Source organism: Humibacter soli (assembly GCF_054779035.1).
In genome coordinates, this window is the sequence record NZ_BAAGYX010000001.1 from 2455371 (window position 1) to 2476545 (window position 21175).

At 67.5% G+C, this 21175-nt stretch carries 22 protein-coding genes, 3 tRNA genes and 1 pseudogene; 9 read left to right on the top strand and 17 right to left on the bottom strand.

Annotated elements, in window-relative coordinates; translation table 11 throughout:
* Window positions 1-85: 85 nt before the first annotated feature.
* From ACYVDN_RS11330 to tilS, 13 genes and pseudogenes are all read right to left on the bottom strand, one after another.
* Window positions 86-793: pseudogene (locus tag ACYVDN_RS11330) on the bottom strand (Rossmann-like and DUF2520 domain-containing protein); the annotation flags it as partial.
* Complete coding sequence (locus ACYVDN_RS11335; RefSeq protein WP_460571467.1) at window positions 793-2499, bottom strand: PH domain-containing protein; 1707 nt, start codon at window positions 2497-2499, stop codon at window positions 793-795. The pseudogene ACYVDN_RS11330 and the gene ACYVDN_RS11335, both read right to left, overlap by 1 nt.
* A gap of 7 nt (window positions 2500-2506) precedes the next feature.
* Window positions 2507-2989, bottom strand: coding sequence for a PH domain-containing protein (locus tag ACYVDN_RS11340; RefSeq protein ID WP_460571469.1), 483 nt, complete (start codon window positions 2987-2989; stop codon window positions 2507-2509).
* A 180-nt stretch (window positions 2990-3169) separates the two neighbouring features.
* Window positions 3170-3574: a VOC family protein gene (locus ACYVDN_RS11345; protein WP_460571471.1), complete on the bottom strand. Its 405-nt coding sequence runs from the start codon at window positions 3572-3574 to the stop codon at window positions 3170-3172.
* Window positions 3575-3583: 9 nt separating this feature from the next.
* A complete protein-coding gene (locus ACYVDN_RS11350; RefSeq protein WP_460571473.1) occupies window positions 3584-4042 on the bottom strand; it encodes a helix-turn-helix transcriptional regulator in 459 nt (152 codons plus the stop codon).
* 72 nt (window positions 4043-4114) lie between these two features.
* Complete coding sequence (locus ACYVDN_RS11355) at window positions 4115-4588, bottom strand: DUF3180 domain-containing protein (RefSeq protein ID WP_460571475.1); 474 nt, start codon at window positions 4586-4588, stop codon at window positions 4115-4117.
* A complete protein-coding gene (folK, locus tag ACYVDN_RS11360) occupies window positions 4585-5157 on the bottom strand; it encodes a 2-amino-4-hydroxy-6-hydroxymethyldihydropteridine diphosphokinase (RefSeq protein WP_460571477.1) in 573 nt (190 codons plus the stop codon). The genes ACYVDN_RS11355 and folK overlap by 4 nt, the downstream gene beginning before the upstream one ends.
* 17 nt (window positions 5158-5174) lie before the next feature.
* The gene (folB, locus tag ACYVDN_RS11365; protein WP_460571479.1) at window positions 5175-5561 is read right to left on the bottom strand and encodes a dihydroneopterin aldolase; all 387 of its coding nucleotides are present in this window, start codon (window positions 5559-5561) and stop codon (window positions 5175-5177) included.
* A complete protein-coding gene (gene folP / locus ACYVDN_RS11370; protein ID WP_460571481.1) occupies window positions 5558-6448 on the bottom strand; it encodes a dihydropteroate synthase in 891 nt (296 codons plus the stop codon). The genes folB and folP overlap by 4 nt, the downstream gene beginning before the upstream one ends.
* Complete coding sequence (gene folE, locus ACYVDN_RS11375; protein ID WP_460571483.1) at window positions 6445-7017, bottom strand: GTP cyclohydrolase I; 573 nt, start codon at window positions 7015-7017, stop codon at window positions 6445-6447. Before folE ends, folP begins: the two co-directional genes overlap by 4 nt.
* 25 nt (window positions 7018-7042) lie before the next feature.
* On the bottom strand, window positions 7043-9046 hold the full coding sequence (gene ftsH, locus ACYVDN_RS11380) for an ATP-dependent metallopeptidase FtsH/Yme1/Tma family protein (RefSeq protein ID WP_460571485.1): 2004 nt from the start codon (window positions 9044-9046) through the stop codon (window positions 7043-7045).
* Between the two features lie 98 nt (window positions 9047-9144).
* Window positions 9145-9696 carry a phosphoribosyltransferase gene (hpt, locus tag ACYVDN_RS11385; RefSeq protein ID WP_460571487.1) on the bottom strand — a complete coding sequence of 184 codons (552 nt, stop codon included), beginning with the start codon at window positions 9694-9696 and terminating at the stop codon, window positions 9145-9147.
* A gap of 296 nt (window positions 9697-9992) precedes the next feature.
* A complete protein-coding gene (gene tilS, locus ACYVDN_RS11390) occupies window positions 9993-11033 on the bottom strand; it encodes a tRNA lysidine(34) synthetase (protein ID WP_460571489.1) in 1041 nt (346 codons plus the stop codon).
* 435 nt (window positions 11034-11468) lie between these two features.
* Between tilS and ppa the strand changes: the two genes are divergently transcribed.
* The gene (gene ppa / locus ACYVDN_RS11395; RefSeq protein ID WP_460571491.1) at window positions 11469-11960 is read left to right on the top strand and encodes an inorganic diphosphatase; all 492 of its coding nucleotides are present in this window, start codon (window positions 11469-11471) and stop codon (window positions 11958-11960) included.
* A gap of 213 nt (window positions 11961-12173) precedes the next feature.
* On the opposite strand, the gene ACYVDN_RS11400 is transcribed toward ppa, so the two are convergent.
* Complete coding sequence (locus ACYVDN_RS11400; RefSeq protein WP_460571493.1) at window positions 12174-13571, bottom strand: C40 family peptidase; 1398 nt, start codon at window positions 13569-13571, stop codon at window positions 12174-12176.
* Window positions 13564-14802 carry a peptidoglycan DD-metalloendopeptidase family protein gene (locus tag ACYVDN_RS11405; protein ID WP_460571495.1) on the bottom strand — a complete coding sequence of 413 codons (1239 nt, stop codon included), beginning with the start codon at window positions 14800-14802 and terminating at the stop codon, window positions 13564-13566. Before ACYVDN_RS11405 ends, ACYVDN_RS11400 begins: the two co-directional genes overlap by 8 nt.
* Before the next feature lie 210 nt (window positions 14803-15012).
* On the opposite strand from ACYVDN_RS11405, the gene ACYVDN_RS11410 reads away from it, so the two are divergent.
* From ACYVDN_RS11410 to ACYVDN_RS11420, 3 genes are all read left to right on the top strand, one after another.
* Window positions 15013-15085: transfer RNA gene (locus ACYVDN_RS11410), tRNA-Glu, on the top strand.
* Between the two features lie 31 nt (window positions 15086-15116).
* Window positions 15117-15190, top strand: a tRNA-Asp gene (locus ACYVDN_RS11415).
* Between the two features lie 62 nt (window positions 15191-15252).
* Window positions 15253-15328, top strand: a tRNA-Phe gene (locus ACYVDN_RS11420).
* A gap of 141 nt (window positions 15329-15469) precedes the next feature.
* Here ACYVDN_RS11420 and ACYVDN_RS11425 read toward each other — a convergent pair.
* Both ACYVDN_RS11425 and ACYVDN_RS11430 read right to left on the bottom strand, forming a co-directional pair.
* A complete protein-coding gene (locus tag ACYVDN_RS11425) occupies window positions 15470-15604 on the bottom strand; it encodes a hypothetical protein (protein WP_460571497.1) in 135 nt (44 codons plus the stop codon).
* Window positions 15601-16377 carry a GntR family transcriptional regulator gene (locus ACYVDN_RS11430; RefSeq protein WP_460571499.1) on the bottom strand — a complete coding sequence of 259 codons (777 nt, stop codon included), beginning with the start codon at window positions 16375-16377 and terminating at the stop codon, window positions 15601-15603. Before ACYVDN_RS11430 ends, ACYVDN_RS11425 begins: the two co-directional genes overlap by 4 nt.
* A gap of 157 nt (window positions 16378-16534) precedes the next feature.
* On the opposite strand from ACYVDN_RS11430, the gene ACYVDN_RS11435 reads away from it, so the two are divergent.
* Genes ACYVDN_RS11435 through ACYVDN_RS11455 form a run of 5 tightly spaced genes read left to right on the top strand, consistent with a single transcriptional unit; the run spans window position 16535 to window position 20755 of the window.
* Complete coding sequence (locus ACYVDN_RS11435; RefSeq protein WP_460571501.1) at window positions 16535-16699, top strand: hypothetical protein; 165 nt, start codon at window positions 16535-16537, stop codon at window positions 16697-16699.
* A 49-nt stretch (window positions 16700-16748) separates the two neighbouring features.
* Window positions 16749-17918 carry an ABC transporter substrate-binding protein gene (locus tag ACYVDN_RS11440; protein ID WP_460571503.1) on the top strand — a complete coding sequence of 390 codons (1170 nt, stop codon included), beginning with the start codon at window positions 16749-16751 and terminating at the stop codon, window positions 17916-17918.
* Window positions 17919-17937: 19 nt separating this feature from the next.
* Window positions 17938-18867, top strand: a complete 930-nt coding sequence (locus ACYVDN_RS11445; protein WP_460571505.1) for an ABC transporter permease — start codon at window positions 17938-17940, stop codon at window positions 18865-18867.
* A complete protein-coding gene (locus ACYVDN_RS11450; protein ID WP_460571507.1) occupies window positions 18864-19685 on the top strand; it encodes an ABC transporter permease in 822 nt (273 codons plus the stop codon). The genes ACYVDN_RS11445 and ACYVDN_RS11450 overlap by 4 nt, the downstream gene beginning before the upstream one ends.
* Entirely contained in the window at window positions 19682-20755 is a 1074-nt protein-coding gene (locus ACYVDN_RS11455; protein WP_460571509.1) for an ABC transporter ATP-binding protein, read from the top strand. Before ACYVDN_RS11450 ends, ACYVDN_RS11455 begins: the two co-directional genes overlap by 4 nt.
* Window positions 20756-21175 lie beyond the last annotated feature (420 nt).

Genomic DNA, 21175 nt, shown 5'->3' on the forward strand with positions numbered 1-21175 from the left:
CGTCGGATTCGAGGCCGTGGATGTCGCCAGCCGGCCCGCCCAGCCCTGTCGTGCCGTGCAGGCCTTCGCTGAGCAGCTCGGGCATGTCGAGGGCGTCGAGCTCGGTCGGCGCACCCGCACGGCGCAGCGCCTCGTCGACGGATGAGCGCACGAGCGACGACAGATACGCACCCGGGTTCTCGATGCCGACGGCGGCGAGGATCCCGGATGCCTGCTCAACGATCGACCGCGAGAACGTCGTGGCGGTGGAGACCGCCTCGGCGTAGGCGGCGCGGTCGCGTTCATCCACGATCACCGGCTCGCCGCCCATCTCGACGACGAGCGCCTGCCCGATCGGCTGAACGGGTGCCGGAGCTGTCACGGCGAAGTAGCTCTCGGCGAGCCGCGCCAGGTCGAGGCTGGTGCCGCTGAACACCATCGCCGGATGGATGGCCAACGGAATGCCGCCCCGCTGCAGCGCCGGCGTGAGCACGTCGACGCCGTACTCGGGCGCGGTGTGCACAACGAGCTGCCCCGGCTGCCAGGCGCCGGCGAGCGCCAGCCCGCTGACCAGCGACGGCAGCTCCGAGCCGGGGACAGCGAGCAGCACCAGCTCGGCGCGCTCGATCACGTCGGGCACCGACAGCACGGGGACGCCGGGCAGCAGCGCCTCCGCACGCTCCTTGTTCTGTTCGCTCGAGGTCGCGATGCCGACGACGGCGTGACCCGCTCCGGCGAGGGCAGCCCCGAGCACGGGTCCGACGCGGCCGGCGCCGATGATGCCGACGCCGAGGCGTCCCGATCTGGCGACCATCAGGCATCCTCTCCTGTGATGGGGTCGGTGTCGTGCGTCATCTGGTCGGGCACGGGGTACTCGGCTTCATCGTCTGACCCGTCCGCCGAGACGGCGGACGGCGCTGGCGTCGCGGCAGAGGCCAGAAATGGCCTCTGCTCCAAGCTCCAGCGCGCGCCATCGGCGAATGCGATGGCCCCCGCCCCGGCGAGCGCGAAGAGCTCCTCGGCTGCGCGCACGTCGACGACGGGCAGTCTGGCGTGCACAGGCCCGTCGATCACGTGCACGTCCGCGGATGCCAGGTCGAGGATGCGCCGCACCGGCCCCTGCTCCACCTCGACGCTCTGCATGCGTGCCAGCGGCACGAAAACCACTCGTCGCCACACGGCGCCGTGCCGCACGACGATCACACCGTCCGCGATCGTATAACCGGTCTTGTGCCACGAGAACGGGCGCAGCCACGCGGCCCGACGTGGCGCTCGTGAGAACGCGGATTGGTCGGCACGCGCCGTCATCCCGGCGTGCGCGATGGCATCCCGCACCCTGTCATCCATGCCGGGCAGCAGCAGCGGGAGCACGCGCTGCACGTCGCGACGGCTGCCGACGGGAAGGGTCGTGGTGCGGGCCTCGCCGGCCGAGTTCTTGCCTCGGGTATGGCCCGCGGTGTTCATCCGCACCTGCCACCACCCGAACGGTCGCCACAGAAGCGGCTGCACCAGCTCGACCGCATGGATGCGCCGCGGCGGCACTGTCTCGCTGCTCGTCGTCAGCAACCCGAAGCCGATGCGTACGCCCTGGTCGCTGCCCGCGATGTTGTAGCGCAGAGCTTTGGTGAACCGACGGATGTACAGCCCGCCCAGGCTCAGCACGATCGGGAAGATGAGGATGATCAGCCATGGGCGCCCCGTAAGCGTTCCGCCGATCATCGCGAGCACGATGAGGATCAGCGCGATGCTCGGCCCGCTCAGAAGCAGGGATCCGGCGAGTCGGCCTGGATGCATGCGCACGACGGATGCCGGAGGTGCGGCATCCGGATCGAGATCGGCAGGACGCAGGATGAACTCGTCGACGCGATCCGAGATGAGGTCACGAGCCGCAGTGCGGTCGGGCGTGGCGACCGCCCCCGCGGTGGCCGAGCCTGCCACTGCCGCCCCCTGCGCATCACGCGCCTCGTGAGCTTCCTCCTCCAGCGCACCTGACGCCAAGCGAAGGATCTCGCGCCGCAACGTCTCGGTGACGCCCGACGGGAGGTAAGCGAGGTCGAGGTTGGCGTCGTGGCCCGCGACCACGATCTCGAGCTTCGCTGCGCCGAAGAGCCGAGCGAAGACCGGCCGGTGCACATTGATGCCCTGAATGCGATCGAGTCTGGCCTTGCGCTCCTGCCTGCGAAGGATGCCGCTGCGCAGCTCGACAGCCTGATGAGTCACCCGGAACGTCTGCACCCGCCACGACAGGGCGAACACGCCGACGCATGCCGCGATCACGACGACGGCGATGCCGATCGCGGGCAGCTCGAGGTTGTGGTTGACGATCGCGTCGATCGGATCGCCCGAAGGGTAGTCGGGCGTTCCGAGCACGAAGTTGATGATGCGCTCGCGCAGGTTCGCGATGATGATGCCGACGATCGCGATGATGGCGATCCCCCCGCGCAACAGCGGGGTCGCCTTGTGCATGCGGTGCCACTCGCCGTCGGCGAGTCCCGTGGCGGCGGTGAACGACTCGGTCACGACGAGCTCAGAGCCCCGTCCTGCGCGACTCCGCAAGCTCGACGAGACGGTCGCGCAACCAGGCCGCGTCCGTGTCGACGAGCCCAGGGATCGAGACCCTGCTCGACGCCGCCGCGGTCACGAACCTCAGCTCGGCCAGACCGAGCATGCGGTCGATCGGCCCTCGCTCGATGTCGAGCAGCTGCATGCGCCCGTACGGCACGGCGACGAAGCGCTGGAACATGATGCCGCGGCGGATGAGCAGATCGTCGTCGCGCAGCTGGTATCCGATCGCTTTGGCGCGACGCGGCGCAATGATCAGCTGCACGACCGCGATGGCGACGATGATCACGAGCGCGATCCATGCCCACGACCAGCCGAGCCCGAGCCAGGCGAACAGGGCGATCGCCGCGCCGATCGCGCCTCCGATGAGGGAGCTCACCACCACGACCACCACGTATTTCGGCGACACCCGACGCCACTGCGCGGCCACGTCAAGTCGTTGCGACACTGTGCTCCCCGCCTCTGATTCGGTGCACACCATCGTACTGAGCGCGCCTCCGCGCACACCGCGAACGTAACAGCGCCACTTGCGCTCTATTGCGCCAGTCGTGCTGGCGCGGTTGAGCGCAAGTGGCGCTGTTACGAGTTGCTCCGGCGAACCGGCGCGGTCACGCGTTCACCCGAAGGGCTACGCCTGGGCGATGCGCACCATGTTGCCCGCTGGGTCGCGCACCGCGAAGTCGCGCACACCCCAGAACTGGTCGGTCGGCTCCTGCACGACCTCGGCGCCGAACGACGCTGCAACCTTCTCGAAGGTCGCGTCGAGGTCATCCGAACGGAACTGCACCATCTGGAGCTCCCCCTTGGCGAGGAGGGCGGCGACGGCATCCCCGTTCTCCGGCGAACGCCCGGCATGCGGCTGCTCGAGGACGATCTCCACCTCGGGCTGGCTGTCGGTGACGAGAGTGATCCAGCGGAAACCGCCGTTGGCGACCTCGTTGCGCACGGTCAGGCCGAGGGTGTCACGGTAGAAGGCAAGGGCGGCATCCGGGTCGTCGACCACGATGTGCACGCCGCTGAGTGAAGTTGACATGCTTCAAAGCTATGCGCGGGATGCCGCCGGCGCTTCTCCGAAACTGCTCACTTGGGTGCCCTCCCCGTTGCGCGTGATGCGGGGCCTGGTCAACACCATGACCTGGCACGGCGAGAAGAGCCGCAGCTCATCGTGATTGCGAGCCCGGTAGTCCGTCGGGGTCTCGCCGACGAGCTCGGTGAACTTGCTGGAGAACGAACCCAGGCTGGTGCAGCCGACGGCGAAGCAGACATCCGTCACGCTCAGGTCGGTCGACCGAAGCATCGCCTTCGCCCGCTCGATGCGCCGCGTCATCAGGTAGGAATAGGGCGTCTCGGAGTAGGTCTCCTTGAACCGGCGGCTGAAGTGGGCCTGCGACATCAGCGCCGTGCTCGCGAGGGCCGCAACGTCGATCGGCTCGGCGAACTCGCGGTCCATCCTGTCCCGCGCACGCCTCAGCCGCCGCAACTCCCCCAGGTCAACGCCCATAAGACCAGTGTGGTGCACGCCACCGGCAATCGCCCTCTCCCGGTGGTTGAGGAGCGGGACGGGTGCCACCGCCTAGCGCGCTGGAGCGTGGTCGGCGTGCTCCTTGTCGTCATCCGATGGGGGCAGCGTGCAGAAGGACTCCGCGACGAGGCCGCCGACCAGCAGGATGACCGCGCTCACGGCCGCGATCACGCTGAGCCACACCGCGCCGGACGACATCGCGGGGCGGGTCAGCACGTAGACGACCACGCCGATGCCCGTGCCGGTGAGCAGCGCACCTGCAAGGCTGCACGCCTTGGCGAGCACAGCGATGCGCATCGCCCTGAACGGATCGATGTGCACCTTCACCTTGCTGCGCACGGCCCGCCTGATCGGAATCGCCAGCAGCACGACGATCAGCGCGATGGCGACCAGCGTGATCGACAGCGCGATGGGCGGGATCAGCGTCGCCGCCGCCGCGGCCACCAGGGCGACCTCGAGCAGATACCCGATCGCGATGCCGACGACGCCGAGCAGGACGAGCGCGCCGGGCCCTGTGCGCCTCACGAGGCACCGCCGTCGCGAGGCTGGCCGTCCCTGGCCTGCCCGGCCTCGGACCGCCCGCTCTCGCGGGTCTGCCCGTCTTCACCCGGAGAGGATGCCCTCAGCTGCGCGAGCAGCGCGTCCACCCGTCCCAGCCCCGGCAGCTCGGCGTCCGGGTCGACGGCGAGCCACGGCTCGAGCACGAACTCCCGCTCGGATGCACGGGGATGCGGCAGCTGCAGCACGTCGTCGTCCACCTGGCGGTCTCCCATCGCGATGAGATCGAGGTCGAGGGTGCGGTCCCCCCAGCGTTCCGTGCGCACTCGACCGTGGGCATCCTCGATGCGATGCAGCTCGGTGAGCAACGCGTGCGGGTCGAGTGCTGTGGAGACCAGGGCGACTCCGTTCACGTAGCGTGGGGCATCCTCGTCGACGCCGTCGAGCCGCACGGCGGCGGTCTCGATGAAGGGTGAGACGGCGTCAAGGCGCACGCCGGGCGTCACCGCGAGATCGTCCAGTGCGGCTCGGATCGTCACCGCACGATCGCCGAGGTTGCTGCCGAACGCCACGACAGCGGGCTCGAGGGGGCGCATCCGCTGAGGCTTCGCCATCACGAGGCGAGGCCGCTCTCGTACCAGGCGCGGTCGCGCACGACGGTGACGGCGACGTCTCCGAACGGTACCGGGATCGGGGCATCCGGCTTGTGCACGGTCACCTCCGTTCGCTCGGCCGGGAAGGACAGCACGACCCGCGCGACCCGCTCCGCAACGGTCTCGATGAGGTCGACCGGGTCGGATGCCACCGCCTGCGTCACCGCTTCGGCCAACTCCCCGTAGTGCACGGTCGCCGCCAGCTCGTCGCCTCTGGCGGCAGGGCCGAGGTCGAGCCACGCGGTCACGTCGATGACGAAGTCCTGGCCGTTCTCGCGCTCGAAGTCGAAGACCCCGTGGTTCGCGCGCACGCGCAGGCCGGTCAGGGTGATGCGGTCGCCGGTCATCCGTCCATCTTCTCGCGTCTGGGTTCCCCGAGGGACTTCCGGCTCCGATCGGCCTCGCTCGATCGCTCGGCGGCCGAACGCGCCGCGGCGGCCGAACCGGAGTCCCAGGCGCGAACGACGTCGAGAGCGATGCGGGTCGAAATCACGTCGTGCACCCGCACGCCCCACACGCCCTCGCGCGCGGCGAGCGCCGTGATCACAGCCGTTGGCAGGTCGCGATCCTGAACGGATGCCCCCTGGGGCATCAGCTCGCCGAGAAACCGCTTGCGGGATGCCGCAACCAGCACTGGCAGTCCCGCCGCCTCGAACTCCCGCAGGTGATGCAGAACGTCCCAGTTGTGATCGGCGTTCTTCGCGAAGCCGAGCCCTGGGTCGATGATGAGGTGCTCGACCGCGACACCCTTCTGGCGAAGGTCGTCCACGCGTCGCAGCAGCTCCTCACGGACCTCGCGTGCGGCATCCGTGTAGGTGGCGAGGTCGTTCATGCGATCGCTGTGCCCGCGCCAGTGCATCACGATGTAGTCCACACCGCTCTCGGCCACGAACGGCGCCATCGCAGGGTCGGCCAGCCCGCCCGAGACATCATTGACGAGGGTCGCCCCCGCGTCGACGGCGGCTCTGGCCGTCTCGCTGTTCATGGTGTCGATGCTGACGCGGATGCCCCGCGCGGCCAGCTCTCGCACCACGGGCAGCACCCGCCCCAGCTCAGCGGGAACGGGCACCCGCTCGGCGCCCGGACGGGTCGACTCCCCGCCGACGTCCACGATGTCGGCCCCCTGCAGCGCGAGCTCCGCACCGTGGTCGATCGCGGCATCCGTCGACGCCCATCGTCCGCCGTCGCTGAACGAATCGGGCGTCACGTTGAGGACGCCCATGATGCGCGTCACTTCACGCCTCGGCCGATCAGGGTGATGAGCTCGGCACGCACGACCGGGTCACTGAGCTGCCCGCGGCTTGCGATCGTCACCGTTGTGGCATCCGACTGGCGAGCGCCGCGACTGGTCACGCAGGCGTGCCTCGCATCGAGCACGACGAGCACACCACGCGGGTCCAGGCCTTGCACGATCGTGTCGGCGATCTCCTCCGTGAGCCGCTCCTGCACCTGTGGCCGCGCGGCGAGGATCTCCACGACCTTCGGCAGCCTGCCCAGCCCCACGACGCGGTCGCCGGGCAGGTAGGCGAGATGCGCGACACCTTCGAACGGCAGCAGGTGATGCTCGCACATCGAGCGGAAGTGGATGTCGCGCAGCAACACCGTCTCGGGATCGCTCTCGCCGAGCGGCACGTTGTCGCGAAGCGGCTCGACCGGGTCGAGCGCCAGGCCTCCGAAGAACTCGTCGTACGACGCCGCGACGCGGGCCGGAGTCTGCTCGAGACCCGGCCGCGTCACGTCCTCGCCGATCGCGGCGAGAAGTTCGGCGACGGCCGCTTCGATACGCGCGCGGTCGACGGCCATCTGCGTCTGTGCCTACGCCCTTGGCCTACGCCGTAGCCGGGCGGGGCTTGATCTGACGCGAACGCTTCGGCTTGGGCGAGGAATCGATGTCGCCATCCACGATGCCCGGATCGATCGGCGCCGTCGCGGGCTCCGGGAACGCGATCGGCGGGATGCCCGGCGAGACGCGGTTGTCGGCGGACACCCACTCCGGACGCTCCGGCAGCTTCTTCACGTTCTTGAAGATCTCGGCGATCTGGTGGTGGTCGAGCGTCTCCTTCTCGAGCAGCTCACGCGCCAGCGAATCGAGGATCTCGCGGTTGTCGTTGATGACCTGCCACGCCTCGTCGTGCGCCTTCTCAATGAGCGCCCGCACCTCGGAGTCGACGCGCTCCGCGATGCGCTCCGAGTAGTCGCGCTGGTGACCCATGTCGCGACCGAGGAACATCTCGCCGGAGGACTGGCCGAGCTTGACCGACCCGATGTCGGAGCTCATGCCGTACTCGGTGACCATCTTGCGGGCGATGCCCGTGGCCTTCTCGATGTCGTTCGACGCGCCGGTCGTCGGGTCCTTGAACACGACCTCTTCGGCGACGCGCCCGCCCATCGCGTAGGCGAGCTGGTCGAGCAGCTCGTTGCGGGTGACGGAGTACTTGTCCTCGAGGGGAAGCACCATGGTGTAGCCGAGGGCGCGACCGCGCGGCAGAATCGTGATCTTCGTCACCGGGTCGGTGTGCCGCATCGCCGCAGCAGCGAGCGCGTGACCGCCCTCGTGGTACGCGGTGATGAGCTTCTCCTGGTCCTTCATCACACGGGTGCGGCGCTGCGGGCCGGCGATCACACGGTCGATGGCCTCATCAAGAGCGCGGTTGTCGATCAGCTGCGCGTTCGAGCGCGCGGTGAGCAGCGCGGCCTCGTTGAGCACGTTGGCCAGATCGGCACCGGTGAAGCCCGGCGTCTTGCGGGCGACGACCTCGAGGTCGACACCGGCGGCAAGCGGCTTGCCACGGCCGTGCACCTCGAGGATCTTCTTGCGGCCCAGCAGGTCGGGCGCATCCACGCCGATCTGACGGTCGAAGCGACCGGGGCGCAGAAGCGCCGGGTCGAGGATGTCGGGGCGGTTCGTCGCCGCGATGAGGATGACGTTCGTCTTGACGTCGAAGCCGTCCATCTCGACGAGCAGCTGGTTCAGCGTCTGCTCGCGCTCGTCGTGTCCGCCGCCGAGGCCTGCGCCACGGTGACGACCCACTGCGTCGATCTCGTCGACGAAGATGATGGCCGGCGCGTTCTGCTTCGCCTGGTCGAACAGATCGCGAACGCGGCTCGCGCCGACACCGACGAACATCTCGACGAAGTCCGAACCCGAGATGGAGTAGAAGGGCACGCCCGCCTCACCCGCAACGGCGCGAGCGAGCAGCGTCTTACCGGTACCGGGAGGGCCGTACAGCAGAACACCCTTGGGGATGCGTGCACCCACGGCCTGGAACTTGGCCGGCTCCTTGAGGAAGTCCTTGATCTCCTGAAGCTCTTCGATGGCCTCGTCGCTGCCGGCGACGTCGTCGAAGGTGACCTTCGGGCTCTCCTTCGAGACGAGCTTCGCCCGCGACTTGCCGAACTGCATGACCTTGTTGCCGCCGCCCTGCATGCCGGAGAGCATGAGCCAGAAGAAGGCGCCGATCAGGATGACGGGGAGCAGGATGCTCAACGCCGACAGCCACCAGCTCGGCTGGGGAACCTGGTCGTTGTACCCCTTGGCGAGGTTCGCGTCGGTGACCGCGTTGACGACATCCTTGCCGCGCGGGCTGACGTAGTAGAACTGCACCTCGGTGCCGTTGTTGCCGTCAGGCTTGGTCAAGGTCATGTCGACTCGCTGGTCGGTGTCGACGATGGTGGCCGTCGAGACCTTGCCGTCCTTCAGCAGCTGCAGGCCCTGTTCGGTGGTGATCCCCTTGTAGCCCGACATCGTGATCAGGCTCGAGCCGATCCACACGATGACGACCGCAAGCACGATCCACAGAATGGGGCCACGGAAGATCTTTTTCAGGTTCATGGTGCTGTCAGGGTACCGCTACGGTGCTGGAGGCAATCTGCGTGTTCGCCGACGGCGTGCTAATGCTTCCTCAGCAAAACCCTGTGGACGCAGAGACCCTACTCGTACACGTGCGGAGCGAGCACTCCGACGGAACGCAGATTGCGATACCGCTCGGCGAAGTCGAGGCCGTAACCGACCACGAAGTCGTTGGGGATCTCGAACCCCACGTACTTGACATCCACCTCGACTTTGGCGGCATCCGGCTTGCGCAGCAGCGCGCAGATCTCGACGGATGCCGGTCCACGCGAGAGCAGGTTCTCGCGCAGCCACGACAGGGTGACGCCGGAGTCGATGATGTCCTCGACGATGAGCACGTGGCGGTCGGCGAGCTCGGAGTCGAGGTCCTTCAGGATGCGCACCACACCGCTCGACTTCGTGCTGGCGCCGTACGAGCTGACGGCCATCCAGTCCATGTTGATCGGGATGGTCAGCGCCCTCGCCAGGTCGGCCATCACCATGACGGCGCCTTTGAGAACGCCGACGAGCAGCACGTCCTTGCCTGCGTACTCGGCATCGATCTCGGTGGCGAGCTGATCGAGCCGCTCCTTGATCTGCTCCTCGGTTACGAGCACCTGGGTGAGGTCGCCTTCGATGTCTTCGGGAAGCATGAAGCCAATCCTCGCATGCGCGCTGGAGCTTTAAGCGAAGGCCATTTCTGGCCTTCGCCGCGACGCTCCCTCTTGCTCGGCCGGACGGCGGAACAGCGCCGCCCGGAACCGGCTCGTGGGGCCCAGCGCCGACCGCCGTCTCGGCGGTCGGATATTGCCGTGCCCGCCCCTGCCCTCCCCAACCGCTGGTTGAGGAGCTCGCCGAAGGCGCGCCTCTCGAAACCCCCGCCGCCAGGTGCGGTCTCCGAACAGGTTGCTTCGCCACGCTCCTCAACCAGCGGAGGTCACGGTGCCGGTCAGTGCTCGTGGGGCAGCACCGAGGTCGACCCGGTCGTGGAGAACACGACGTACCCACCGGATCGCGCCGCACTCACTCCGCCTTGAAGGTCGAGCGGCTTCTGGCCGTGCCAGTCGGTGACCAGACGGGCGACGGCGAGCACGTGCACACGCTCCAACGCGATGCCGAACTCGCTGAAGACGACGTACCGGATGATCCGGTTGCGCAACGCCGGCGGATTGGCTTCGAGCGCGCCCACCGAAACCGCGATTCCCGCCTCGGCCGGCGCGCAGATGTCTTCGATGACCTCCTCGATCATCTCGTCGAAGGCTTCCGCGTCTTCGCGCAGCTGCTCCGCCGTGCGCGCCAGCGCCTCGGCGACGCCCGGTCCGAGCTCTCGCTCCAGCGCGGGAAGGACCTGGGTCCTGACGCGCACGCGCGTATAAGAGGGGTCGGTGTTGTGCGGGTCATCCCACGGCGTGAGGCCAGCGTCGAGGCATGCTTGCCTGGTCGTCTCGCGGCGGATGCCCAACAACGGCCGCAACACCGTGTCGGTGACCGGGGCCATGCCCTGCAGGCTCGCGGCACCAGAACCGCGTGCCAGGCCGAGCAGCACGGTCTCCGCCTGGTCGTCGAGGGTGTGCCCGAGCAGCACATGGGTCGCACCTGTCGTGGTGAGTGTTTCGGCGAAGGCTGCGCGGCGGGCATCCCGTGCGGCGTTCTCGGGGCCGCCGCCCTCGGCCGCCGGGGGCACCTCGACGCTCGTGACGACCACCGGATCGAGTGCGAGGGCCACCGCTTGTTCGCGTGCGCGGTCGGCGATCTCGGCTGAGGCATCCTGCAGCCCGTGGTCGACGATGATCGCCCCGACGCGGATGCCCGCCCGAGGCCCCTCGAAGCCCGCCGCTGCTGCCAGCGCGAGTGAATCCGCCCCGCCGCTGAGGCCGACGAGCACGAAGGCGCCCTGGTCGAGCCCTGCAGAGGCGAACGCACCGCGCACCGCGCGCCGGACGTCCGCGATCGGCGGGGTGAGCCGTGGTCGGCGCTCGGCTTCGGTCATCCCCCAACGCTAGGTCATGCGTGGGTCATCCATGCGCGTGGTCATCCATGCGTGGGTTGGGTCATCCATACGTGGGTCATCCGCGCGCGTGGGCCCATTGGACCCACCACCCCCGAGTCGTCGCCACTTCGTGCGGGTTCGCCGCGCGGGATGCCACGACAAGTGGCGACCACTTGGGATGGAGGACCAGCGTCGGTGCGACGCCCGGATGGGGTTATCCCATCGCGTCGCCACTTTGTGCGGGTTTCCCCCGATGGATGCCACGACAAGTGGCGACGACTTCGGGTCGCACGGGGCGACGCGTCGAGGCCGGGGCGCCCACGTTGGGCGGCGCCGGGGCGACCGCGTCGGGACCACGGGGGCGCCCACGTTGGGCGGGCGGGGATGGGTAGATTGGTGGGGCGGCGTGGCCGCATCGACGAATGGAGCACTCGCATGGCCGACTACGACGCAATCATCGAGATCCCGCGCGGCAGCCGCAACAAATATGAGGTCGACCACGAGACGGGTCGCGTCTTCCTCGACCGCGTGCTGTACACGAACTTCAGCTACCCCACCGACTACGGCTTCTTCGAGAACACCCTCGGCGAGGACGGCGACCCGCTCGACGTGCTCGTGCTGCTCGACTACCCACTGTTCCCCGGCGTGGGCGTCAAGGTGCGCCCGGTCGGCGTTCTGCACATGAGCGACGAGGCGGGCGGCGACGACAAGATCATCGCCGTGCAGTACAAGGACCCGCGGTGGACGTGGATTCAGGATGTCGAGGACATCCCCGAGTACACGCGCAAGGAGATCCAGCACTTCTTCGAGCACTACAAGGACCTGGAGCCCGGCAAGTGGGTGAAGGTGGATGCCTGGGGCAACGCCGCCGACGCCGACAAGCTCGTGCAGGAAGCCATCGCAAGGCTCGCCGCAGAAAAGCACTGAGCTGTCTTGCGCGCCGGTCCCGCCCGGCGCGCTGCAGTCGGCCGGACACGTGGTTGCGATCGGTTCGGCGCAGACGCCGCCGAACCCCCAGGCCTATCACTGCACCGACGTGGTCGAGGGCGCGCCTGGCGGTACCGTCGTCGTCCTTGCGGTAGCCGTCCCCGGCCGGGGCTGTCGCAGCTGGCACGACGCCGGCGCACGGCGCGACCGGGGTCAGGCCGAGGGACGGGCCACGTAGGGGTACGGGGATCCCCAGAGGGACTGCACCGCGAGTGGCTCACCGTAGTCGCGAGCCGCGATGATCTGGTCGCCGCCGAGGTAGATGGCGTCGTGGTAGAAGCCGCCGTCGTACCAGAAGATGATGTCGCCGCGCTGGCGCTGGCTGAGCGGGACGAGCTGTCCTCGTCCCTGCGCCGTGTAGAACTGCGACGTCACACTGTGGTCGCCCACGTAGATGCCTGCAGCACTGTAGGCCATCATCACGAGCCCTGAGCAGTCGTAGTAGACCGGCCCCTGGCCGCCGATGTCGTACGGGGCGCCGATGTGCGCATATGCGTACGCGATCGCGGTCTCGACGGCGCTGCTGTTGGGCGCCCCCGCCGACCCGCCGCCGGACGGAGCCGGCCCGCCTCCCGAGGAGCCGGAACCTTGAGGTGCGCCCCCGGAAGAGCCGCCGGCCGGTTGACCGCCCCCGTTACTCGCTGAGCCGCCACCCGACGCCGGCGGTTGAGCCGCTGCCTGCTGCGCCGCAGCCGCCTCCTTCTGAGCCTCGGCCGCCTTCGCAGCTTCCTCGGCCTTCTGCTTCCCGACGAGGTACTGCGACGCTTCCTGCTCCGACGTGTTCTTCAGCGTCGCGAGCTGCGACACGAGCTCCGTCTCCTTCGACTGCTGCTGCGAGAGGGCGGACTGCGCGTCGTTCGCCGCAGCCTTCGCCTTGTCGAGCGCCGTGCTGGCATCCGCCGCCAACGACTCCCTGGTCTTCTCGGCCGATGCGGCTTGTGTTGCGAGCGAGTCCGCGGCGTTCTTGTCGCTCACGGCCTGCCGGTAGATGGTCGTCGACTGCTCGGTGAGCTGGCTCATCGTGCCGAGTTGGTAGAGCAGCTGGTTCGACTCGTCGACCTTGCCGCCCGAGAGCAGCAGGTTGATCGACGAGTCCCCGCCGGCCTTCGCCAGGTGAGACGCCAGAAGGCCCGCCCGCATCGCCGAGGTCTTCGCCGTCTTCTCAGCAGCCTTCGACTTCGAGGCGAGATCGTGAGCGGTCGTCGTGGCGGCATCCAACTTGATCTTGGTCTCGAGGTAGGACTCCGCGGCGATGTCGGCTGCCTTGTTTGCGGCATCCACATTGGACTGAAGCTCGGCGACCAGGCCGGTGATCTTGTCGACAAGCGCCTGCTGAGCCTGGACGTTCTGCTTCGCGTGCTGCACGTCGTTCCAGCTCGGATACTCGTCGGCGTGCGCCGGCGGCGCGACGATTCCGATCGAGGCCGTGATGACGCCGACCGCAGCAGCACCGACGGCAATGGGACGGATGGGTCCGGTCTTGCCTGCAGCGGATCGCGACCGCGCGCCCGAATGCTCGCGCTCTGAAGCGCGCTTCGTGTTCTCAGCCAAGTGGTGCCCCCCGCTGCGCCATGAACGGGATCGGATCGATCGCGCTCCCGCTGATCCGCACCTCGAAGTGCAGATGACACCCGGTCGAGTTGCCGGTCGAGCCGACCTTCGCGATCGGCTCCCCCGCCCCTACGCTCTGGCCGATGCCGACCAGGGTGCCTCCGTTCACGATATGTCCGTACGCCGTCGAAACACCACCCCCGTTGTCGAGCAGGATGAAGTTGCCGTATCCAGCGTTGGGCCCCGCATAGCTCACGACACCGGAGAATGCGGCGTAGATGGTGGAGTAGCAGGATGCTCCGATGTCGGCGCCCTCATGGAACGTAGAGCACCCGTCGCACGGCGCGACACGTGGTCCGAACCCGTCGGTGATCGGCCCGTACGCTGGCACAGCCCAGCCTTGGGGACCGACGAACCCTCCAGGTAGACCGGCGCCGCTCTGCGCGGCTGCAGCGGCGGCGGCACGGGCGGCGACGCCCTTCTCATAGCCGGCGACCGTGGTCTTCGTCTTGTCCTGCAGAGCGGCCACCTGGGCCTTGAGCACGACGGACTTCGCCCGCTGAGTGGTGAGCGCCTCCCTCGCGGCAGTAGCCGCCGCGACCGCACGCTTCAGCGCGGCCTCGGCGTCGATCCGCAGTTTCTCGCGCTCGGTGCGCGCGGCGTTCGCCTGATCGCTCATGGCCTTCGCCGTGTTGCGCGCCTGTTCCGCCTGCGCGTAGATGCCGCTGGTGTTCTCGACCAGCTTCGAGGCCGAACCGAGGTGATCGAGCAGCTTGTCGGCATCCTTCGGGTTCTTCGAGCCGCTCAGAAAGAGGTTGGCCGTGAGATTCTCGCCACCGGACCGGTACAGTTCGGCGGCGAGACGTCCGGCTTGCGTCGTGGCGTCGGTCGCTTTCTTGGTCAGATCGGATGCCTGCGACTGCAACGTCTGCGCCTTCACATCAGCGAGGTCGAACTTCTGCTGCGCCTGGTTGAATTCCTCGCCGGCCTGCACCGAAGCGGCCTGCGTCTGCTCCACCCTGGTCTGGAGGTTGGAGATGAGCCCCTGGATCTTGGTCACCTCGGCCTGCGCCGCTGCCTGGTTCGCCTTGGCGTTCTGCACGTCCTGCCAGCTCGGGTACTCGTCGGCATAGGCAGGCTGAGCGATGCCGCCGCAAAGGGCAGCGATCAGGATGCCTGTGAGCACGACTCCAAGGCGCGCGCGCCGTCGCTTGCGGGGGTCTCGCGTCATCGTTCGCTTCCTCGGCTGGCCGCCGGCCGCCGGTCGACATGCTCGGAACTCGAGCCACCGTAACGCTCGGTTCGGCAGGTTTCCGCGCCATTCCGGGCCCGTCGCGGGATTCGGATGCGCCGGATGCCGGAGCCCGCCGGTCTCGGTTTGGCAATTGCCGAGGGTTCCTTTAGGCTTGACCCTCGGTAGTCAGGCGTCACGGGCGCAGACGGCCCCATCGTTTAGTGGCCTAGGACGCCGCCCTTTCACGGCGGTAGCACGGGTTCGAATCCCGTTGGGGTCACGACTACACTGGAAAATCGAATACACATCAAGGCCCTGTAGCGCAGTTGGTTAGCGTGCCGCCCTGTCACGGCGGAGGTCGCGGGTTCAAGTCCCGTCAGGGTCGCGCTGGAGAAGCCCTTCTATATGGAGGGCTTCTTCTCCAGTGGGCATCCGTATGGATGTCTCGGCTCTGTAGCTCAGTTGGTAGAGCGTTCGACTGAAAATCGAAAGGTCACCGGATCGATGCCGGTCGGAGCCACCAAGCAAAACCCCCGATCCCACTGGGATTCGGGGGTTTTTTCGTCTCGACGGATGGCACCTCCGTGAGGCGTTTGACTACAACTGACTGCGACGCGGCGTCGCCGTAGCGCTGCAGACCGGCTGTTCACGAGAGATGGCCGAATCACTTCGCGAGCAGCGCATCGTCGTTGGTGCGGCCGGTGACCTTCTCGACCGTCGAGCGCAGCACGTCGTAGACGATGCGCTGCTCGGCGAGGGTGGTTCCGGCCATGTCGAAGGACGCGAGACGGACGCTCATGTGGCGCTTCTGTCCGGGGGTGCCAGCGCGGGCGCGAGGCGGGCGATGCTTGGTCGCGACACGGCCGAGGTGCTGCGCGAGTTGCGCATGGCGAGCTTGGCCCGGTCCGTCCGATAGCGGTCCTCGGCGTATTCGAGCACCAGACCGGCGTTGGTCGACGTGACGCGTTCGACCCGTAGCAGTGGCGAACCGAGAGGCACGTCGAGTTGCACGGCGTCGAGCTCGTCGGCCGCTACCGCGTCGATCGTGTGGGTTCCGACGTCGAGCGCCACCCCGCGCTCGATGAGTGTGCCGAAGATCGAGCCTTCGTCCGGGTCGAAGGTGAAGAGCTCGCGGCCGACCTCGGAGATGTACCAGCTGCGCTCGAGCATGACCGGGATGCCGTCGATCGAGCGGAGTCGAACGACGACGACGGCGCGATCGGACGCCGCGATCTCCAGTTTCGCGGCGACGTCGGTGGGAGGCACCCGCCACGCGAGCTCGATGGTGTGCTGCCCCGGCGTCCGATCGGTCGCCTGCACCCATGCGCTGAACGAGAAGAAGTCGTCGATCGAGTGCGCCAGCGGTCGCCCGAGCACGGTCGGAACCCGGCCTTGGCTCGTCTCGATCAGTCCCTCGTTGCGCAATTGAGCGAGCGCCTGGCGCACGGGTCCGCGGCTCGCGCCGAACAGCGCGCTGAGGTCGGACTCGGACGGAAGCGGGGCACCGATCGCCAGGTCCCCGGAGCGGATGCGCTCGCGGAGTGCGTCGGCGACGACGGCGTGTAGAGGCACTCGCACGGTGTTAATACAAGTGGCCCGAACTTGTGCCGCAAGCCCGAGACGAGGGTTGTTCACGCATCGTTACCCTCACGGTCTAGCGATTGAACTTCTCATGACAAGTGCCGGTTTTCGTGGAATCGGGCTGTCCGGATCGTCCACAGTGGCAGTCGTGACTTCCGTGCTCGGCGATACCGCTGCCCACTACGACGTCGCCGTGGGCCCGAAGGGGACCTACCTGGTCGCAACCCCTGCGCCCAGCGTCACCGCCGTGTCCGTCACCAGCGGCATCGGCATGACGACGGCACTTGGGCTCGTGGCATCCGTTCTCGACTGACCCGGTTCTCGACTTACACCTCCACATCCCCCTGCAACCAAGGAGAACAATGAACAGCAAGCTCCGCCGCGCGGCCTCTGGCCTCGTGCTGGTGGCTGCGGTAGCCGTTGCGCTGACCGCATGCTCAAGCAACAGCAGCGCATCCAGTCTTTCCGCGAAGGACTGCAAGACCCTGACCACAGCTCAGGCGTCCAAGGCCACCTCGGCTGACGCCTTCGGCGGCCTCGACTGCCTCGCCGCGGCGGCCGAGAAAGAGGGCCACCTCAACCTGATTGCTGACCCGCCCTCGTGGGCGAACTACGGCAAGATCATCGCCGCGTTCGAGAAGAAGTACCCGCAGATCAAGATCAACGACGAGAACCCGAACGGCTCGTCGGCTGACGAGTTCAACGCGGTCAAGTCCACCGTGGGCCAGAGCACCGCGCCCGACACGCTCGACGTCGGCACGGCTGTCCTCAACCAGAACCTCGGCCTGGTCACCCCGTACAAGGTCCAGAACTGGTCGGACATCCCCGCGGACTTCAAGGCCCCCGACGGCAAGTGGGTCTACGACTACACCGGTCTCATGTCGATCGGCTACGACTCGTCGAAGATCAAGACCGCCCCGACGTCGCTCTCGGACCTGCTTGGATCGGACTACAAGGGCAAGGTCGCGATCAAGGGCGACCCGACGCAGGCGAACGAGGCCGCCTCGGCCGTCTACCTCGCGGCGCTCCAGTCGGGCGGCTCGGCCGACAACGTGCAGCCCGGGATCGACTGGTTCGGCAAGCTCAAGTCGGCGGGCAACTACCTGACGACGCTTCCGACGCAAGCGACGGTGAACTCGGGTGAGACCCCGGTCGTCATCCAGTGGTCGTACAACAACGTGGCGTGGGGCCCCGCGGCCGGTTCGTCGGGCAACCCGAACTGGAAGACCGTGATCCTTCACGGCAGCTCGCTCGGCTCGTACTACAACCAGGCCGTCAGCCCGAACGCTGCCGACCCGGCCGCCGCGCGCCTCTGGGAGGAGTTCATCTACTCGCCCACCGCGCAGAACCTCTACTACCAGGCCGGCGCCTACCCGGCCACTCTCGACGCCATGGCCAAGAACGGCACGGTCGACAAGACCGCTCAGAAGGACGTCGGCACCCCGCCGGCCGGCCTCGTCCAGCTGACCGACGACCAGGCCACCAAGGCCGCGGCGGCGCTGACCGCCGGCTGGTCCAAGGCTGTCGGATAGCGAAGCGACACCTCGGCTCATGACCGCTGCCTCGAGCGCGATCGCGTCAGCCGGCACTACCCACGGTGCCGGGGCTCTCAAGCCCCGGCGCCGCTCGGGTGCCGTGTTCGGTTTCACGCCCTTCGCCGTCTACATCCTGATTTTCCTCGCCATTCCGACGGTCTGGGCCGTCGCGAGCGGATTCCTGGACGGCAGCGGTGCCTTCACCCTGCACAACTTCGCCGCCTTCAAGGACCCCTTCATCCTCAAGGCGTTCTGGAACTCGGTCTGGCTGTCGGCGCTGGTCGCCGCCGTGAGCGCCGTCATCGGTGCTGTCATCTGCGTGGCGATGCTGGGCACGAAGCCGAACGGCCTGCTGCGCAACGTGGTCGACTCGCTCAGCAGCGTGTTCGCGCAGTTCGGCGGCGTCATGCTCGCCTTCGCCTTCATCGCCCTCATCGGTCAGCAGGGTCTTCTGACGCTCTGGCTGCAGCACTACCTGCACTTCGACATCAACGACCTCGCCTTCGACAAGAAGGCCGGCCCGCTGCTGTACCAGGTGTCCGGTCTGATCTACCCGTATCTCTACTTCTCGATCCCGCTCATGGTGCTGAGCTTCATGCCTGCCCTCGAGGGGCTCAAGCCGCAGTGGGGCGAGGCCGTCGCGACCCTCGGCGGCGGCCGGTTCACCTATTGGTTGCGCGTCGCATTCCCGGTGCTCGCACCCGCCTTCTTCGGAAGCCTCATCCTGTTGTTCGCCAACGCGTTCTCGTCCTTCGCAACGGCGGCGGCGCTCATCAACTCGGGAGTCCTGGTGCCGCTTGCAATGAAGCAGGAGCTCAGCAGCGAGACGATCCCGAACGTCGCCAACACGCCGGGCGTCCTCGCCCTCGGAATGATCGTGATCATGGTCGTCATCATGTGGCTCTACTCGCTGCTGCAGCGCCGCTCGCGAAGGTGGGAGCGATGAGCCGCACGCCGCGCACCGGAGCGGTGCCGAGCCGGGTGACCAGCACCATCATCCTGGTGATCGCGGCCATCGCGTTCGTGCTTCCGCTGTACGCCATGACGCTGTTCATCTTCCGTCCCGTCGACAGCACGTCCGGATTCACGCTGATCCACCTCAAGGCGATCATCGACCCTGCCCAGGAGTACATCTACGACCAGCTCTTCCAGGGCCTCACAGCCTCGCTGGTCATCGCACTCGTGACCGTCGCCATCGTCCTCGTGATCCTGCTGCCGACGATGATCCTCGCGTCGCTCCGATTCCCGAAGATGCGGCAGACGATCGAGTTCATCTGCCTGCTGCCGATCACGATCCCCACGGTCGTGCTGGCGATCGGATTCATCCCCGTCTACCAGGCAATCTGGCGCACGGCAGGGAACTCCACATGGACGCTCGCGTTCGCGATAGGGATCATCGCGCTTCCGTTCGCGTACCGCCCGATCCAGTCGAACATCTCGGCGCTCGACCTGACGACCCTCAACGAGGCGTCGCGTTCGCTCGGAGCCAACTGGTTCAGCTCACTGTGGCACGTAATTCTGCCGAACCTGCGCCGCGGCATTCTCACCGCCGCCCTCCTCACTGTCTCCGTGGTGCTCGGTGAATACACGATCGCCGCGTTCCTCAGCCAGAACACCTTTCAGACAGCGCTGTTCCTGCTGCAGCAGACCGACCCCTATGTCGCGACCGCCTTCGCGCTCGCCGCACTCATCTTCGTGTTCCTCCTCTTGGTGCTCATCGGCTCCCTCGGGTCGATCCGCCGTGCCCGAAAGGCCTCATCATGACCAGCACCGCTGAAATCTCGTCGACCGAGCGACTTTCGAACACCGGCATCGCCGTCGAGCTCGAGGGCGTGGTCAAGGAGTATTCGGGCAGCCGGGCGCTCGACGGCATCAACCTGCGGCTCGAGCCAGGTGAGTTCGTGGCACTACTCGGGCCCTCGGGCTGCGGGAAGACCACGGCGCTGCGCGCCCTGTCCGGACTCGAGCGGATCGACGCGGGAAGCATCCGCATCGACGGCATCGACGTCGAGACCGTACCCGTCAACAAGCGCGACATCGGCATGGTGTTCCAGTCGTACTCGCTGTTCCCGCACCTGACCGTGCAGCAGAACGTCGAGTTCGGCTTGCGGATGCGCCACGTCGCTCGTGCGAAGCGGGCAGTGCGCGCCACCGAGGGCCTCGAGATGGTCGGCCTCGGGCACCTCTCGCAGCGCTTCGCGCACCAGCTCTCAGGCGGCCAGCAGCAGCGCGTGGCGCTCGCGCGCGCCCTCGTGACCCGCCCGCGCGTACTGCTGCTCGACGAGCCCCTCTCAGCTCTCGACGCGAAGGTCCGTGTCAGCCTGCGCGACGAGATCCGCCGCATCCAGAAGGACCTCGGCATCACGACGCTGTTCGTCACCCATGACCAGGAAGAGGCGCTTGCCGTCGCCGACCGCGTCGCCGTGATGCGAGCAGGGAACATCGAGCAGATCGGCACCCCTGAAGAGCTCTACCTCACGCCGCGCACCGCATTCGTCGCGGATTTCGTCGGGCTGTCGAACAAGCTCGAGGGCACCGTCGTCGGGGAAGTGGTGACCGTCTACGGCCAGCCGCTCAACGTGCTCGGCGATGCCCCGACGCCCGGGCCCGTGACAGCCTTCGTGCGCCCCGAGGACATCGCGTTCGCGGATGCCGGCCTGTCCGCCACCGTCGTGTCGACGACTTTCCTCGGATCGCTGCGTCGCACCTTCGTGCGTCTGGTCGACGAGGCCATCGTCGCGGTGCAGCATGACGTGAGCGATCAGCCGGAGCCGGGCGACGCCGTCGCACTGCGGTTCAAGGGGCGCCCGGTCTCTGTAGCGCCGCGGGACTAGGAGTCCTCAAGCGAACGGTGGTTCGCCCGCTCGAACGGGTTCGCCTCCGGCATCTGTGACCCCCTAAAAGTCCGTATATACGACGTTATACGACGTTAGAGAATGCAATAGATTGGCGCGAAATCTGATGGATGCGCTGCCTGGGAGTGACCGTCTTCGTCCTCCGTTTCCAGCCATTCAAGGACTTGCACACTGCGCCTGCACGCGGGCTCGCCTGTGGGAACCACCACCCGCCTTTCCGGACGGGTGTGGTTCCCCGGCATCGAGGAGTAATACGACACCTCGCTCGTCTTCGATCTGGGTCGGGCGAGTCCTTCATGGCTGCCGTCGACACAGCGATCGAGAGCAATCCTCGATCCAACCATCGATTGGAGTTTCTGTGGCGACAAGCCGAGCAGGCCACAGGTCTACTCTCGCGGC